At 57.1% G+C, this 16,833-nt stretch carries 12 protein-coding genes and 1 tRNA gene; 9 read left to right on the top strand and 4 right to left on the bottom strand.

Translation table 11 applies throughout. The features are described 5' to 3' along the window. Positions 1 to 111: 111 nt before the first annotated feature. Positions 112 to 193: transfer RNA gene (locus HPC62_RS11085), tRNA-Leu, on the bottom strand. Continuing rightward, positions 172 to 1,047 carry a M48 family metallopeptidase gene (locus HPC62_RS11080; RefSeq protein WP_172355643.1) on the bottom strand — a complete coding sequence of 292 codons (876 nt, stop codon included), beginning with the start codon at positions 1,045 to 1,047 and terminating at the stop codon, positions 172 to 174. Before HPC62_RS11080 ends, HPC62_RS11085 begins: the two co-directional genes overlap by 22 nt. Positions 1,048 to 1,461: 414 nt before the next feature. On the opposite strand from HPC62_RS11080, the gene HPC62_RS11075 reads away from it, so the two are divergent. The 3 genes from HPC62_RS11075 to HPC62_RS11065 all read left to right on the top strand — a co-directional run bounded on the left by HPC62_RS11075 (position 1,462) and on the right by HPC62_RS11065 (position 3,866). Then, positions 1,462 to 1,920 (top strand): Lrp/AsnC family transcriptional regulator, encoded by a 459-nt coding sequence (locus HPC62_RS11075; RefSeq protein ID WP_172355641.1) that lies wholly within the window; start codon positions 1,462 to 1,464, stop codon positions 1,918 to 1,920. Positions 1,921 to 2,010: 90 nt separating this feature from the next. Further along, positions 2,011 to 2,646: a LysE/ArgO family amino acid transporter gene (locus tag HPC62_RS11070; protein WP_172355639.1), complete on the top strand. Its 636-nt coding sequence runs from the start codon at positions 2,011 to 2,013 to the stop codon at positions 2,644 to 2,646. Beyond that, positions 2,571 to 3,866: a murein hydrolase activator EnvC family protein gene (locus HPC62_RS11065; protein WP_172355637.1), complete on the top strand. Its 1,296-nt coding sequence runs from the start codon at positions 2,571 to 2,573 to the stop codon at positions 3,864 to 3,866. Before HPC62_RS11070 ends, HPC62_RS11065 begins: the two co-directional genes overlap by 76 nt. Positions 3,867 to 3,874: 8 nt before the next feature. On the opposite strand, the gene HPC62_RS11060 is transcribed toward HPC62_RS11065, so the two are convergent. Continuing rightward, positions 3,875 to 5,302 (bottom strand): DEAD/DEAH box helicase, encoded by a 1,428-nt coding sequence (locus HPC62_RS11060; protein WP_172355635.1) that lies wholly within the window; start codon positions 5,300 to 5,302, stop codon positions 3,875 to 3,877. Between the two features lie 520 nt (positions 5,303 to 5,822). Here HPC62_RS11060 and HPC62_RS11055 point away from each other — a divergent pair. The 6 genes from HPC62_RS11055 to leuS all read left to right on the top strand — a co-directional run bounded on the left by HPC62_RS11055 (position 5,823) and on the right by leuS (position 14,619). Further along, positions 5,823 to 6,143, top strand: a complete 321-nt coding sequence (locus tag HPC62_RS11055; RefSeq protein WP_172358903.1) for an ArsR/SmtB family transcription factor — start codon at positions 5,823 to 5,825, stop codon at positions 6,141 to 6,143. Between the two features lie 508 nt (positions 6,144 to 6,651). Further along, complete coding sequence (locus tag HPC62_RS11050; RefSeq protein WP_205369636.1) at positions 6,652 to 7,740, top strand: PstS family phosphate ABC transporter substrate-binding protein; 1,089 nt, start codon at positions 6,652 to 6,654, stop codon at positions 7,738 to 7,740. Positions 7,741 to 7,841: 101 nt separating this feature from the next. Beyond that, on the top strand, positions 7,842 to 8,876 hold the full coding sequence (locus tag HPC62_RS11045) for an ArsJ-associated glyceraldehyde-3-phosphate dehydrogenase (protein ID WP_172355633.1): 1,035 nt from the start codon (positions 7,842 to 7,844) through the stop codon (positions 8,874 to 8,876). A 105-nt stretch (positions 8,877 to 8,981) separates the two neighbouring features. Then, the gene (gene arsJ / locus HPC62_RS11040; RefSeq protein ID WP_172355631.1) at positions 8,982 to 10,238 is read left to right on the top strand and encodes an organoarsenical effux MFS transporter ArsJ; all 1,257 of its coding nucleotides are present in this window, start codon (positions 8,982 to 8,984) and stop codon (positions 10,236 to 10,238) included. A gap of 293 nt (positions 10,239 to 10,531) precedes the next feature. Further along, positions 10,532 to 11,698 carry an ACR3 family arsenite efflux transporter gene (gene arsB / locus HPC62_RS11035; RefSeq protein WP_172355629.1) on the top strand — a complete coding sequence of 389 codons (1,167 nt, stop codon included), beginning with the start codon at positions 10,532 to 10,534 and terminating at the stop codon, positions 11,696 to 11,698. A gap of 350 nt (positions 11,699 to 12,048) precedes the next feature. Next, a complete protein-coding gene (gene leuS, locus HPC62_RS11030; RefSeq protein ID WP_172355627.1) occupies positions 12,049 to 14,619 on the top strand; it encodes a leucine--tRNA ligase in 2,571 nt (856 codons plus the stop codon). A gap of 67 nt (positions 14,620 to 14,686) precedes the next feature. Here the strand turns inward: leuS and HPC62_RS11025 are convergent, their stop codons facing one another. After that, positions 14,687 to 16,726 (bottom strand): elongation factor G, encoded by a 2,040-nt coding sequence (locus HPC62_RS11025; protein ID WP_172355625.1) that lies wholly within the window; start codon positions 16,724 to 16,726, stop codon positions 14,687 to 14,689. Positions 16,727 to 16,833: the final 107 nt, after the last annotated feature.

Raw genomic sequence — 16,833 nt, 5'->3', positions numbered from 1 at the left:
GTCAAGACCGACGACCTAAGCCAGGTAGTTGCGCTCAGGCTAGCAGCCATTCAGCGTTTCAGACTCTCTGCTCCTCAGACTGTTCTTCAGACGCTTTCAGAGTCTTTAAGATGGGCGGGGCGAGAATCGAACTCGCATACCCGAAGGTGCCACATTTTGAGTGTGGTGCGTCTACCAGTTTCGCCACCCGCCCTGGGATTTGGCTTTTTCATTATACGGGATTGGGCGCTGATGCAACAGCTTTTCATAATCCTGGCTGCTGGCCCAGCGATCGATTTCTCGGGCCCGCAGCACGGGAACCGGATGGGTGCGCTGGGCGGTCTGGGTTTCGCGCAGCATTTTGCCCATGTCGCTGAGGCTGAGGTCGTCGTAGGCGCGGGCCTGTTCCAGAAATGCGTCTAGGTTAAGCTGGCTGGCGAGGGTGGGGGAACCGCCCGTCAGCTTCATCAGCACCGAGGCCACTACGCGAGCATCTTGCGCGACCAATAACGCAGCGCGATCGCACGTAAATTCGGCACAGCGCACCCATTCCAGCAGCCGCTCTTGCAAGCCCTGCGCCACCAGCGGCCCCAGCGGCAGCCCCAGTTGCCCCGCCGCCAGCACCGCAATGTTCGCCATCGTCAGATAGACGCTGTGTTCGCATTTCAAATGCCCCAGTTCGTGGGCAATCACTGCCTGGATTTCTTCCGGGGTTAGCAGATCAATCAGCGAGGTGTGGAGAACCACAAACGGCTGCTTGCCGCGCATGGCAAAGGTGTAGGCGTTGGGCGTGGGGTTTTGCCGCACGTAGAGCTGCGGCGGCTCCAGGTCGAGGATCTGGCACGCCTCTCGCAGGAGTTCATGAAGCTGGGGCAACTGGCGATCGCTCACCAAAATCCCCGATGCTAGGTTCTCTAGCTGAAAAAACTGCTCTGCTACCGGCCCCATCAGCCCGCGAATCGCTAAGTCCAGCCCCGGAAGCTGCTGCAATGCCTGAGTTGCTTGCAAATCGAGCGGGTGGCGAAAGTGGGCGGATTGCAGACCAATGAGCGGCGTTTTGGCAGACATGGCAACAGGCAGAGAGCAATATTCCGCGCAAATCTTCGCTGAATGGGGCGATCGCGCTGGTTCTCTTCATTCTAGCGACAAGCCCGCCTGTAGATTGCTGGCTCGGCAGACTTTAGCCTGTGCAAATTGCCCTACGCAAACTGCCCTGTGCGATTTGCCCTGATTTGCCCTATGTAGATTAGCGGGTGAAAATTTTTTGCCTGGAAGGCTAGCCCCCCAACCTCCCAGGCTTGGAGCGCAAGAGTCTCCAGCTATAGAGGACGAGTGCGGAATGCTGACAAGTTCCCCAACGCGGAAACAATGCGGAAATGTGAGCGGCGGGCAATTAAATTTTATACTGGCATCAAAAGTTGAAAGCGCAGATTGCTTAATAAAAAAAGATTTTTGCTCAAAATATCTTGCTATGTTAAACCTATGAGCCTAGATGACATCGATTCCAAAGTGATTCGACACCTGATGCAGAACGGCCGCATGACCTGGGCCGAACTGGCGACGGTGCTGCAACTGTCGGCCCCAGCGGCGGGCGATCGCGTCCGGCGGCTAGAGGAACGCGGCGTGATTTTGGGCTACACCGCACAGGTCGATCCGGAGGCAGCAGGCTGTCACCTCACTGCCTTCATTGCCGTTACGCTGGAGCGCCCCGAACACCGCGCCCCCTTCCTCGAAAAAGTCCTGCAACTCACCGAAGTGCAGGAATGCCACCACATCGCCGGAGAAGATGACTACTGGCTGAAAGTCCGCTGCCAGCACACCAAAGATCTGGAACGCCTGGTTAGCGACGAACTCAAGAGCCTTCCTGGTATCCTCCGCACCCGCACAACGATTGTGCTGTCCACGGTGAAAGAGACGAGCGTTTTGCCCATTCGGGAGTGATGGGTCGCCCGACTATCCCGCCATCTCATCACGCAAATTCTCAACCGCAAACCCCCAACCGCAAACCTCCAATCGCGAACCTCCAAACTCATGAACGCCTCTCTCTTTATCCGGAGTCTACTAATAGGGTTTTCGATCGCCGCTCCGGTCGGCCCAATCGGCGTATTGTGCATTCGGCGAACCCTGGCTCAGGGGCAACTGGCGGGATTGCTATCAGGTTTGGGCGCGGCCACAGCAGACGCTATATATGGGGCGATCGCCGCGTACGGATTGACCCTGATCTCTGCTATCCTGATTGGTCAAGCCGGGTGGTTTCGGCTGATCGGCGGGCTGTTTCTGATTTACCTGGGGGTGCAGACCTTCCGCGCCCAGCCAGCCACAGAGGCCGCTTCGAGCGACGGCAAAATTCGGGCTGCTGGGCTATGGGGTGCCTATCTTTCGACAATTTTGTTAACGCTGACAAATCCGGCAACTATCATGTCCTTTGCGGCGGTGTTTGCTGGGCTGGGGCTGGCGAATTCTAGCGGTGACCCACTGGCGGCTACGGTAACGGTGCTGGGTGTGTTTTTGGGGTCGGCGCTGTGGTGGCTGCTGCTAAGCGGCGGTGTCAGTCTGTTTCGAGCATCCTTTTCTAAAACCAACAGCTTACAGTGGGTCAATCGAGGGTCTGGAATCGTCTTAATCGCCTTTGGCAGCGTCGCGCTGGCATCTCTTCTGCGGGGATAGCGCTGGTGCTGGCGGTGCTGCTGCTGGGAAGTGCGGGAATGCGAGTTTTGGCGCAATCTGCGGTGCTTCAATCGGGGACGGTTCAATCAAGTACAGTTCAATCGGGGACGGTTCAATCGGGGGCGATCGCCCTGCCCACGATCCTTGCTCAGGCATCGCCCTCCATAGACACACTCCGGCAACAGCGGCAGCAGGTGGAGCAAAAGCGATCGACCCTGAACCAGCAGCGCAACCAGCTAGAAAATCTGGAAAACTCTGCTCAGCAAAAGCTCGATGCACTGGAAGACAAAATCAACACGACGACTGCCCAAATTCAGCAGAATGAAAAGAAGCTAAAAGATGCCAACACGCGCTTGGTTCAGCTTCAGGCTGAATTGGAAAAAGCAGAGGAGCGTTATCAGCAGCAGCAGTTTGCCACTGTGGCGCGGCTGCGCTTCTTGCAGCGACAAAAGGACAGCAGCGGTTGGGCAGTGCTGCTCCAAAGTCAAAACCTGAACGAATTTCTAGAACGGCGCTATCAGCTTCGGCGAGTCTATCAGGCAGACAACCAGTTTTTGGTGGATCTCAAGCGGCAATCGGATGAGCTAGTGGCCCGGCATCGCGCCGTCGAGCGCCAGAAAAACGAGATTGCCCTGATTACTCAGGAACTCCAGTCTCAAAAGGCGGAATATCAGCAGCAGGCTGCCACGCAGGAAACGCTGATTACCCGGCTCAAGCAGGATCAGCAAGCGCTGGAAGAAGCTGAGGAGCAGTTGGCCCGTGATTCCGCCAGTCTGGCAAACCTGATTCGCCAGCGCCTTGCCGCCGCGTCGCGCAGCCGGATTGTGATTCGCGGCAATGGTATTATGAGTATTCCTGCCGATGGGCGGCTGACCAGTGGCTTTGGCTATCGCGTCCATCCAATTTTGGGCTATCGCCGCTTTCACGCGGGCATCGACTTCGGCGCACCGACGGGCACTCCGATTCGCGCTGCCAACCACGGCGTGGTGATTTATTCGGGCTGGTATGGCGGCTACGGGCGATCGGTGATTGTCGATCATGGCAACGGCATCACCACGCTCTATGCCCATGCCAGCCGTGTGTATGTATCTGAAGGGCAGGCAGTCAGCCGGGGAGAGGCGATCGCCGCTGTGGGTTCTACGGGCTTTTCGACCGGGCCGCACTTGCATTTTGAAGTCCGCAAAAACGGTGAACCCGTTGACCCGCTGAATTACTTGTGATCCTGGCCTTAGCTGGCGGGGCGACGGGCAGAACGACGGGAACCCGGAGAGCCAGGGCGAGATCGGCGGCGGCCGGGATCGGTGCTGTCTGTGTTGCTGCCGGGTTTAGGGCGATCGCCCCGTCCCGACAGGCCAGCCTTGGCAGCCGCACGACCCGGCGCTCTGTCAGAATGCGAACGAGCTTGCCCGCCGCCTGAGCCACTTCCTGACCCGCCGCCCGATCGCCCGCGCCCGCCCGCCTGACGATTGCGCCCGTTAGGGATGGGTTCCGGCTTGGCGTTCAGGTCGGGTTCAAAGCCGGGGACAATTTCCTGAGGGAGCGATCGCCGGATCAGTTTTTCGATATCCGCCAGCAGCTTTAGCTCGTCTACGCAGACCAGCGAGGCCGCCTCGCCCTCGGTGCCTGCCCGCCCCGTGCGCCCAATCCGATGCACATAGTCTTCTGGCACATGCGGCAACTCGAAGTTAATCACATGGGGCAGTTCGCTAATGTCGATGCCGCGAGAGGCAATGTCCGTTGCCACCAGCACTTGCAGGCTGCCGTCTTTGAACTGAGCCAGAGCGCGAGTGCGGGCGGCCTGACTTTTGTTGCCATGAATCGCCATCGCGGGAATCTGATGATTGCCCAGATGCTTTACTAGATGGTCTGCGCCGTGCTTGGTGCGAGTAAACACCAAAACTTGAAACCAGTTGTTCTGCTGAATCAGGTGGGTCAGGAGCTGGCGCTTTTTGTGGCGATCGACGGGATACACCTTTTGCGCCACCAGGTCAGCCGTGGCGTTGGGCGGTGCCACTTCAATCGTGACGGGATTATGAAGCAGCCCGCTGGCTAGTTTCTTGATTTCGTCGGAAAATGTGGCAGAAAACAGCAAATTCTGTCTCTGTTTGGGTAGTTGCGCCAGGATGCGGCGAATATCGGGCAAAAAGCCCATATCCAACATGCGATCGGCTTCGTCCAACACCAAAATTTCCACCCGCGACAGATCCACCGTGCCCTGCTGCACATGGTCTAGCAGTCGCCCTGGCGTGGCCACCAGGAGATCAACGCGGCCGCGTAGCCGCTGCACCTGGGGCTGCATTCCCACGCCGCCGTAGACAACGGTGGAGCGCAGCGGCAAAAACTGGCCATACTCCCGAATGCTTTCTTCAACCTGGGCGGCCAGTTCGCGGGTGGGCGTGAGGACGAGCGATCGCACGGGAACGCGCGGCATGGGCTTGCCAGGAGAAGCACCACGCCCCGATGCCGCCAGCAGGTGCAGAATCGGCAGCGTGAATCCAGCGGTTTTCCCTGTGCCCGTTTGGGCGCTGGCCAGCAGGTCGTGCCCTGCTAATATGGCGGGAATGGCTTGTGCTTGAATCGGAGTCGGCTGAGTGTAGCCGCGTGCAGTCACCGCACGGACGATTTCATCGGTCAGACCGAGATCAGAAAAGGACATTAAAACTCCAAAATAGATTCGATCTGCGCCGTTTGAAACGCCAGTCTGCCGCAAATCGAGAAAAGGGGTATTTCAGGACAGATTCTTGGCGCACTGGATTGAAACCTATTGGATGGAAACCCGTTGGATTGAAATCCGTTGGTTAAAACCAGTTGCTCTGAAACTAAAGGATCTGAGGAATGTTCTTAGAATTGCCCAGTGCGGCCTCAGACTGGAATAGCGTGCCGCGAACCTGCATCTTAACAGATCTACGGCAGAATCTATGTTTGGGCGTTTGCTTGTAGGTTGGAGATCTATAAATTGGCTGAACAAATCGGCTGAACAAATTGGCTGATAACTCCAACCCCTGACCCAAGCAGATCCCGCGATCGCCGCAAGCCAGCGTTTTGGTATCCGGTATCTGTCTGACAACTCGCAGACACCTCGTAGAATGGAAGGACTTGAGCGTAGTGCTGGTGTTGCGCTGCTGACCAAGAGCCTCAAGTTTCACAACGACTCCTATAAGTTCAGTAAGTTCAGAATGGCTGAAGCGATCGCCCTCACTCCTGCCCAGACTATTGCCGGATTTCACGCTCTGTCGGAACCGCTGCGCCTGCAAATCATCGACGCGCTGCGGACTCAGGAACTATGCGTGTGCGATTTGTGCGACGTGCTAGATGTGTCGCAATCCAAGCTGTCGTTTCACCTCAAGGCGCTGCGCGAAGCAGGGCTGGTCATCGCTCGTCAAGAGGGTCGCTGGATATACTACAGCCTGAATCTGCCGCAATTTGCGCTATTGGAGCAGTTTTTGGCAGATTTTCGCCGCTGCGGACAGGCTCGTCCGGGTCGTCCCTGTGCCTAGCAGCAGCAGGGTTCGCTGACGGAGGGCTAGGGGTCTTCTGGAGCGGTTTTTTGGCTCAGGCGCGTAATTTAATAAATCGTTGAAAGTTTCTGTGTTGTAGGCTACATTGCAGCTTGACTCATCGACTTTATTTGATGTATCAATATTTCTTAGTTTGTCTAGGTTTATTTCACAAGTTTGACTCAGGCTGCTGATTTGGCAGGTTGAGGACGATGGGCCGAACTGAGCAGAGGTTTTAGCTCCGGCGGATTTTCCAGTCAAGCTTTAGGTGGGCTGCTAACCCAGCCAAGTTAAGGTTTGAGACAAGTTTTTTGCAATTTTTTGCGATCGCTATAAACAAAACTTAAAGCGTCTGTGTTCCTGCCGACAAAGGTTTCCTGGCTGCACGATTGGACAATCGTGTTCACTAGCAGACCAACGTTGGTCTAGCCCTGGATGCAACTCAGGAGTAAGGCTACCCATGAAAGCAATTATCCAAGCGCTCAGCAATCTTTCTAAGATGCAAAAGATGCAAAATTCTTTGGTTCGATATTCTCTGGTTCGATATTCAGTGATGGCGATCGCCACCAGCCTAACCATCGCAGCCTGTAGCGTACCCACACCACCCGTCATCACAGAATCGCCCGGAGTGCCCGCCGCCACCGACACCACCGGAAAGCCCGTCGCCCCGGCCGAGGCAATCATCACCATCGACGGTTCCAGCACGGTCTATCCCATCACCGATGAAGTCGTTAAAGAATACGCCTTCGAGCGCAAAGATTATCCAGAAGTCAAAGTTGCGTTTTCGGGAACCTCAGCAGGCTTCCGAAAATTCTGTGCAGGCGAAACCGATATCAGCAACGCCTCTCGCCCCATCAACAGGCGCGAAATGGATGCTTGCAAAGCTGCGGGCGTTCGCTACTACGAGCTACCCGTCGCCTATGATGCGCTAACGGTGGCCGTTCATCGAGACAACAACTGGGTCGATTCGCTGACCGTCGCAGAATTGAAAAAAATCTGGGAACCCAGTGCCGAAGGCCGGATTACGCGCTGGAACCAGGTGCGCTCGACCTTCCCCGATCGCCCGCTAGAACTCTACGGCGCAGGCAGCGATTCGGGTACGTTTGACTACTTCACCGAGGCAATCGTGGGTGAAACCGGAGCCAGCCGCAAGGACTACACTGCCAGCGAAAATGACTACGATCTCGTGCGCGGCGTTCGCAACAACCCCAATGCCTTGGGCTATTTCGGTCTTGCCTACTTTGAAGAAAGCCGCACGCTGCTGCGGGCAGTGCCAATCGACAACGGCGCAGGCCCGGTCGAACCCTCCGCAGAGGCGGTTCGAGAAGGGACTTATCAACCCCTGGCGCGACCGCTGTTCATCTATGTCAACGCGGATTCGGTTGAAAAGAACCCCAAGCTCAAAGAGTTTGTAGAGTACTACCTCAACAACGGCCGATTTTTGGCCAGGGTGGTAGGCTACGTGCCCCTGCCCGATGAGGTCTACAACATTGCGCTGACCCATTTCCAAACGGGTAAGGTGGGCACTGTGTTTGGAGGGGCAGCCCCCACAGATCTAAAACTGGAAGACCTGCTGCAAAAAGAAGCCGCCTTCTAAGCAGCACTCGGCAAAACGCGGGCGCGGTTTAGTCTCAGGGCTAGGCTGTGCCCGCTTGATGTCAAGCTTTACTCTGCAATCTCCCACTCTCCTAACCCCGCATGACCGCTACACAAGCTTCTTCCATTAAAGTTGGCATCAATGGCTTTGGCCGAATTGGACGACTGGCGTTGCGGGCAGCCTGGGACTGGCCCGAACTGGAGTTTGTCCACATCAACGAGGTCAAAGGCGGGGCAGACTGCGCGGCGCATCTGCTGAAGTTCGACTCGGTGCATGGGCGCTGGGGGCATGAGGTGGTGGCGGAAAGAGATGACCGTATTCGCATTAACGACCAGTCCCTTAGCTTTAGCGAACACAGCAGCCCTAGCGAGGTGCCCTGGGAAGAGTATGGTGTAGACCTGGTGCTAGAAGCGTCGGGCAAGTTTCGCACGGTGGAAACGCTGGAGCCGTATTTCAAACGCGGTGTGCAGAAGGTGATTGTGGCGGCTCCGGTGAAAACGGGGGCGCTGAATGTGGTGATGGGCGTGAATGATCACCTCTACAACCCTGCTGAGCATCACCTGCTAACGGCGGCTTCTTGCACTACGAACTGCCTGGCTCCCGTAGTAAAGGTGATTCACGAAGGCATTGGGATCAGGCACGGTGTGATTACCACTGTCCACGACCACACCAACACGCAGACAATCGTAGACGCGCCCCACAAAGACCTGCGCCGCGCCCGCGCCACGGGGATGTCGCTGATCCCCACGACGACGGGTTCTGCAACGGCGATCGCCCTCATCTATCCCGAACTCAAAGGCAAGCTCAACGGCCTCGCCGTCCGCGTCCCCCTGCTCAATGCCTCCCTCACCGACTGCGTATTTGAAGTCGCCCGCCCCACAACGATCCAAGAGGTGAACCAACTGCTCAAAACTGCTTCCGAAACTGCCCCGCTGAACGGCATCCTCGGCTACGAAGAGCGCCCCCTCGTCTCCATTGACTACAAAGACGATCCCCGCTCCAGCATCATCGACGCGCTCTCCACAATGGTCATCGACGACACGCAGGTAAAAATTCTGGCGTGGTACGACAACGAGTGGGGGTATGCGAACCGGATGGCGGAACTGGCGAAGAAGGTGGCCGTCTTGCGGGCATGAGGAAGTGTCCTGAACCCATCGTCAGTAAAATACAGCCGTAAAATACAGCAGCGAAATACAGCAGCCTCACGGCCCATCCCCAAACCCCACTACCTCAAACGCTTTATGACTGCTACCCAAGCTGCCAACGTCAAAAACTACGCTCTTGTCACCTTGGCCTATTGGGGCTTTACGCTGACAGACGGGGCGCTGCGGATGCTGGTGCTGCTGTATTTCAACGAAATTGGCTATACGCCGCTGGAAATTGCGTTTCTGTTCCTGTTTTACGAAATCTTCGGCATTGTCACCAACTTTTTGGGCGGCTGGATTGGGTCGCAACTGGGTCTAAAGGTGACGCTGTATGCAGGCATTGCGTTGCAGGTTCTGGCGCTGCTGATGCTGTCGTTCTTGAACCGCGACTGGGCGCAGTGGTTTGCAGTGCTGTATGTGATGGTGTCGCAGGCGTTTTCGGGAATCGCCAAAGACCTGACCAAGATGAGTTCCAAGAGCGCGATTCGGCTAGTCGTGCCGCAGGAGGCGCAGTCGTCGCTGTTCAAATGGGTGGCAGTGCTAACGGGTTCCAAAAACGCGCTGAAGGGTGTGGGCTTTTTCCTGGGGGCGGCGCTGCTGTCGCTGTTTGGGTTTGAGCGATCGCTCTGGATCATGGCGGCGGGTCTGGCGCTGATCCTGCTGACGGGCTTTTTCCTGCCCAGCGGCATGGGCAAAATCAAGTCCAAGGTCAAATTTACGCAGCTTTTTTCCAAGAGTCGGGAAATTAATATCCTGTCACTAGCGCGGTTTTTCCTGTTCGGTTCGCGTGACGTGTGGTTTGTCGTGGGGCTTCCGGTCTTCCTGCGGAGCGTGCTGGGTTGGTCGTTCTTTCAGGCGGGCGGCTTCCTGGCTTGCTGGGTGATCGGCTATGGGATTATTCAATTCCTCGCGCCGACTCTGTTGCGTCGCTTTAATGGTGGACAGCCGCCCCGCGCCGTGACGATTCAGTTTTGGACGCTGATTCTGACGGCCGTTCCAGCGGCGATCGCCCTCGGTCTGACCACTAATCTTCCCCCTGATGCGGTGATTGTAGTGGGACTGATGCTCTTTGGCATCATCTTTGCGTTCAATTCAGCCGTTCATTCCTATCTCGTGTTGGCGTTCACCGATGATGACAAGGTAGCGCTGAATGTTGGGTTTTACTACATGGCAAACTCGGCGGGGCGACTAGCGGGAACGGTGCTATCGGGTTTGATCTATCAGCTTTTTGGGCTGGTGGGCTGTCTTTGGGTGTCGAGCCTGTTTGTGTTGGCGGCCTGGCTCATTGAGTTGCGCCTGCCCGACCCCAAGCCGATGCCGTCTGTAGCCTGGAAAGGCGGCGATGGAGATTAGCTCTGTCTCATCGCTAGGCAGTGTCTTAAAACTTTCTAGGTCGTTGATTGCCTTGAGTCGATCTCCCTAAATCCCCCTTATTAAGGGGGATCTCCGGAGTGATTCGGCTCGGTTCCCCCCTTTTTTAAGGGGGGCTAGGGGGGATCAAAAGGGCTTTAAAGCACGTCCTAGAATAAAGGCTTTAGAATAGAGGTTTTGCTGGTTTTTAGCGCGAATTCACTGCTCCTGCGCGTTTTCAACCTTTCTCTAACCTTTTTATAGTCTTTCTGGCGTTCCAGATATCGTGGTGGTCTATGTCATTTGAAAAGTCCTCCTCTCCTGCCAGTTCGGTTCGAGCTGGCAATCGTCTTAGCATCTTTGAGCGCTACCTGACGCTGTGGGTGTTTCTGTGCATTCTGGGGGGTATTGCGCTGGGCCGCCTGTTTCCCAATGTGGCGATCGCCCTCGACCGCATGAGTGTTTATCAGGTGTCCGTTCCAATTGCCATTTGCCTGTTCTTCATGATGTATCCCATCATGGTAAAAATTGATTTTTCGCAGGCAAAGCGGGCCGCTCGAACGCCGCGCCCGGTGCTGCTAACGCTGGTGGTGAACTGGTTCATCAAGCCGTTCACAATGGTCGCCTTTGCCCAATTCTTTTTGGGATACCTGTTCCGTCCGCTGATTACTGGAACAGAAGTGATCCGGGGCAGTGAAATCTCGCTGGCAAACTCCTACATTGCGGGAACAATTTTGCTGGGCATTGCGCCCTGCACGGCGATGGTGCTGATGTGGGGTTACCTGTCCTTTGGCAATCAGGGTTTGACGCTGGTAATGGTAGCGGTCAATTCTCTGGTCATGCTGTTTCTCTACGCACCGCTGGGCCGCTGGCTGTTGGCGGCAAACAATCTCTCGGTTCCGTGGGAAACGATTGTGCTGTCGGTGCTGGTTTACGTGGGGCTGCCGCTGTTGGCAGGAGCCATTTCGCGCACCTGGATCTTGCGAAACAAGGGCAAGGTCTGGTTTGAGCGCGTGTTTTTGCGTTATCTCAGCCCGGTGGCAGTGGTAGCGCTGCTGACGACGCTGGTGCTGCTGTTTGCCTTCAAGGGCGACTTGATCGTGCAAAATCCGCTGCATATTTTGCTGATTGCAGTGCCGCTGTTTGTGCAGACGAACTTTATTTTTCTGATTTCCTACGGGGCAGCCCAAAAACTGGGCCTCTCTTACGAAGACGCGGCTCCGGCAGCGATGATCGGTGCGAGTAACCATTTTGAAGTGGCGATCGCCACGGCCGTCACGCTCTTCGGCCTCAACTCTGGCGCGGCGCTGGCGACCGTGGTGGGCGTGCTGATCGAAGTGCCCGTCATGCTAATGCTGGTGGAAGTTTGCAAGCGCACAGCGTTCTGGTTTCCCCGTGAACCGGAAAAAGCGACGCTACCCGACCCTCGATGTATTCGGAATTTGCCGCAGAACCCGCTATGAAACCAACCCAGGAACCAACATAATGTCTGGTAAAGCTAGGTCACGGCCCAGAAGCGGCGATCGCCACGGTACAGGCCGTGCGATCGGGGGCGCTGTCGGTGGCGGCACAGCGGGAGTTTGTGCATCAGTTTGCCTAGCACTAGGTTGTGCAGGGTCAGGAAAGAGGGCGATCTCGCTAGCCAATGAAGCATCAGGGCTGTGCAGAGGGGAGAGGGCGCTGATCAGGGGCGATCGCCTTCTGGGTCGCTGCCCCACAATTCCGCCCGTCCCAGGCTGCGTTTAAGGCTTAAAATGGAGGGTACTTTCCGTTCCCCATCCCTGCAAACCAAGACATACAAGGAGTTGCGTTCGTGGAGTCCCGATACAACCCCGCCGAGATTGAGGAAAAGTGGCAAACTGCGTGGGACGCGCAAGGGCTAGACCAAACGCTGGAAGACCCTAGCAAGCCCAAGTTTTACGCGCTGTCCATGTTTCCCTATCCGTCGGGCAATCTGCACATGGGCCACGTCCGCAACTACACAATTACCGACGTGATCGCCCGCGTGCAGCGAATGCGCGGCTATCGCGTGCTACACCCGATGGGTTGGGATGCGTTTGGACTGCCTGCGGAAAATGCGGCGATCGATCGGGGCATTGCGCCTGCCAAGTGGACCTATCAGAACGTCGCCCAGATGCGCGCCCAGCTCAAGCGGCTGGGCCTGTCCTACGACTGGGACCGCGAAGTCACCACCTGCTCGCCCGATTATTACAAATGGACGCAGTGGATTTTTCTGCAATTTTTCCAGGCAGGGCTGGCCTACCAGAAAGAAGCAGCGGTGAACTGGGACCCCATCGACCAGACTGTGCTAGCGAACGAGCAGGTCGATAGCGAGGGCAAATCCTGGCGATCGGGCGCAAAGGTGGAGCGGCGTTTGCTGAAGCAGTGGTTTTTGAAAATCACCGACTACGCTGAACAACTGCTGCAAGACCTGAACCAGCTCGACGGCTGGCCCGAGCGCGTCCGCCTGATGCAGGAAAACTGGATCGGCAAGTCTACGGGCGCAGAGGTCGTCTTCAAAACCGAAGCAGGCGACGACCTGACGGTTTATACGACGCGCCCCGACACGCTGTGGGGGGCGACCTTTATGGTGCTGTCGCCGGAGCATCCGCTGGTGGACAAGCTAACAACCCCAGCCCAGTCTGCCGCCGTCGCCGCCTACAAAGCCGAGGCCGCTGACAAGAGCGAAATCGATCGCACGGCGGAAGATCGCGAGAAAACGGGCGTGTGGACGGGCAGCTACGCGATTAACCCGGTAAACGGTGAGCAGATTCCCGTCTGGATTGCTGACTATGTGCTGATGGGCTACGGCACGGGCGCGATTATGGCGGTGCCCGCGCACGACCAGCGCGACTTTGAGTTTGCCCGCAAGTTTGGGCTAAAGGTGAAGGTTGTGGTGCAGCCGGAAGGCGAGACACTGGATGGCGACACGATGACCGTGGCTCATGCAGGCGAGGGCGTGATGGTTCATTCTGGGCCACTGGACGGCATCCCGGCGGGCAAAGGCGCTGGGCAGAGCGTGGAAGCCGCCGTGAAATGGCTAGAAGCCAACGGCAAAGGCAAGGGCACGGCTAACTATCGCCTGCGGGACTGGCTGATTTCTCGTCAGCGCTATTGGGGCTGCCCGATTCCGGTGGTGCATTGCCCCAGTTGCGGCACAGTGCCCGTTCCCGATGACCAGCTTCCCGTGACGCTGCCAGAACAGGTGGAGTTTTCGGGGCGGGGGCCGTCGCCCCTGGCGAAGCTAGAGAACTGGGTGAATGTGCCCTGCCCTAGTTGCGGCGAACCCGCCAAGCGCGAAACCGACACGATGGACACGTTTATCTGTTCGTCGTGGTATTTCCTGCGCTATCCTGATGCGCGAAATGAAAGCGCTGCCTTTGACCCGGCCAAGACGAACGACTGGATGCCGGTGGATCAATACGTCGGCGGCATTGAACACGCGATTTTGCACCTGCTGTATTCGCGATTCTTTACCAAAGTGCTGCGCGATCGCCACTTGCTCAACTTCGACGAACCCTTCAAGCGCCTGCTGACCCAGGGTATGGTGCAGGCGGCCGCCTACAAGAACCCGGTGACGGGCAAATACATCGCTCCGGCGGATATTGCCGACCTGTCTGATCCCCGCGATCCTGCCACGGGCGACAGGCTGGAGGTCGTCTTCGAGAAAATGTCGAAGTCGAAATACAACGGCATCGACCCGAAGGACGTGCTGGAGAAATACGGCGCAGACACCGCCCGCATGTTCATTTTGTTCAAAGCACCGCCAGAGAAGGATCTGGAATGGGACGATGCCGATGTAGAGGGGCAGTTCCGCTTTTTGAACCGGGTCTGGCGCTTGGTTACGGAATTCCAGGCATCAGGGGCGAAGCCGCAAGGTTCTGGCGAACTGACCAAGCCCGAAAAGGATCTGCGGCGGGCGATTCATACAGCAATTAAGGAAATCACCGAAGACCTAGAGGGCGACTATCAGTTTAATACGGCAGTGTCGGAGCTAATGAAGCTGAGCAATGCGCTGAATGATGCTCCCTGCAAGGAGTCTCCAGTTTACGCCGAAGGAATTGAAACGCTGCTGGCGCTGCTGGCTCCCTTTGCGCCACACATTGCTGAGGAACTGTGGCACCTGCTGGGACATGCCGACTCAGTGCATCATCACGCCTGGCCTGTGGCCGATCCAGAAGCGCTGGTGGTGGATGAGATTCCGCTGGTGATTCAGATTATGGGCAAGACGCGGGGCACCATTCAGGTGCCTGCGGGAGCCGATGCCCAAACGCTAGAACAACTGGCCACAGAGTCCGAACTGGCCCAGCGCTATATCGAGGGCAAGACCATCAAAAAAGTGGTTGTCGTACCGGGCAAGCTGGTAAATTTCGTGGTGCAGTAAGCCACAAAAAAGTCCCCCTTGCCAAGGGGGATTTGGGGGGATCTAAAGTACTGGTTCGACCGAAGTCTTAGCCACCATTGCTGCGGGCAAGGACGCGCTCAGCAACTTTATCGGGCACTTCTTGCAGGTGGTCGAACTGCCAGCGGAAGAAGCCGACCCCCATTGTGAGCGATCGCAATTCGACAATTAGATCATGCATTTCCGCCTGGGGCAGGTAAGCCGACACCTCATCCCAGCCGCGCCAGTTGCTCTTGGCATCGTAGCCCAGTACTTGACCGCGCCGCCCGCTCACCAGCCGCAGCACCTTGGAAGTGAACTCGCTGGGAATGGAAATGGCGATCGCCAAAATCGGCTCTAGCAACTGCGGTTCGCATTTGGGCAGTCCCTCCTGCATGGCCAACCGCGCCGCCTGCTTAAATGCCTGCTCTGAGCTATCGACGCTGTGGTAAGAGCCGTTCGTCAGCGTCACTGCCACATCCACCACCGGGAAGCCCAGCGGCCCGTGGGCGAGGTATTCCCGCACGCCAATTTCCACGCCGGGGATGTACTGCCGGGGCACTACGCCGCCCACAATTGTTTCGCTAAACTGGAAGCCCTCACCCCGCGCCAGCGGCTGGATGTCGATATACACATCGCCAAACTGACCGTGTCCACCGGTCTGGTGTTTGTAGCGTCCGTGGACATTCTTACCGGGGCGGCGGATCGTTTCCTTGTAGGGAATTTGCGGCAGGTGCGTACTCATGGGCAGGCTGTATTTGCGGCGCAGGCGATCAAGCGCCACCTTCAGGTGAATGTCGCCTTGGCCCCAGAGGATCACTTCCCGCGTGTCGCCGTGCTGCTCCCAATAGAGCGATGGGTCTTCTTCCAGCAGTTTCGTCAGGGCGCTGCTCAGCTTCACTTCGTCGTTGCGGTTTTCGGCGGTGAGGGCGAGGGCATACACCGGGGCGATCGCCTCTGCCTTGGGCAATGCATCGACCGCGACCCCATTAGCGCTCAGCGTATCACCCGTTTTCACCCCTTCCATCCGCGCCAGCGCCACCACGCAGCCCGCATAGGCCCGCTGCACGCTCTGCTGCTGCTGCCCCATCAGGCGATACATGCCGCCCATCCGCACGCCGTTCAGGGTCATGCCGTCCGTCAGCATTCCGCGCCAGACGCGCACCAGCGACAGCTTGCCGCCCTGGGGCGTGTAGTAGGTCTTTAGCACCTGGGCCAGCGGCTCGTTGCCCGCAGGGATGCCGCGATGTTCTGCCATGACGCTGGGTTCAGGACACTCCCGCAACAGCGCTGCCAGCAGCGGCCGCACGCCAAAATCTTTCTCGGCCACGCCGATGAACACGGGCACAATCAGGTCTGCGCCCAGTTCCATTTTCAAATCGGTGATAATTTCCTCTTCTGGCGGCTCAATTTCTTCCAGCAGTTCCTCCAGCAGGTGATCGTCAAAATCAGCCAGCGTTTCTAGCATTTCAACACGGGCGGCGTGTTCAGCTTCACGTAGTGCCTCCGGCAGCGGCACCGGATCGGCGGGCGCACCCGGATGATAGTGATACGCCTGCTCCGTCACCAAGTCGATAAAGCCCTGCAAGGTTTCGCCCTGACCGATGGGATATTGATGCAGCACCAAAGGTCGGCTCGACACCTGCTTCAGCGCGTTCAGGATGTCGGCAAAGCTGTCGTTGGCTCGATCCATCTTGTTGATAAAGACTAGGTGGGGGATTTCCCAGTCGTCGAGGAATTGGAACAGCGGAGCCAGCGTCAGCACTCGCGCCTGATCTGGCTCGCAGACTACCACGGCGGCATCTACGCCCATCAGCGCGTTGCAGGTTTCCTGAGCAAATTCCACCGAGCCAGGGCTATCGAGAAAGGTAAACAAAATGCCGCCCTGCTGAGTGCTGGCGGCATTAATTTCAACGGTCATCTGGCGATCGCGGGCTTCGGGTGATGCATCCCCGACCGTGTTTTTATCATTCACGCTGCCCTTGCGGGAAATGGCTCCAGTGACAAACAGCAAGCTTTCCAGAAGCGTCGTTTTGCCGCTGAGATAGGGCCCCACGATCGCCACGGTTCTAGTACGGCTTTCTGCATTTGTGCTAACAGTTTCAGACATAGAAAATTCCTCCTGATATTTCAGCTTGATGACTCACCCTGGTCGGGTTCAAGCAGTTGAAACCAGAGGATTTCTGCCGATGCGGTTAAGAAGGTTTGAAACGACGG

This window comes from Thermoleptolyngbya sichuanensis A183 (assembly GCF_013177315.1).
In the GTDB taxonomy this organism is placed as follows: Bacteria; Cyanobacteriota; Cyanobacteriia; order Elainellales; family Elainellaceae; genus Thermoleptolyngbya; species Thermoleptolyngbya sichuanensis.
Note: the sequence above shows the minus strand (reverse complement) of the source record. Positions and strands in the feature narration are given on the sequence as shown.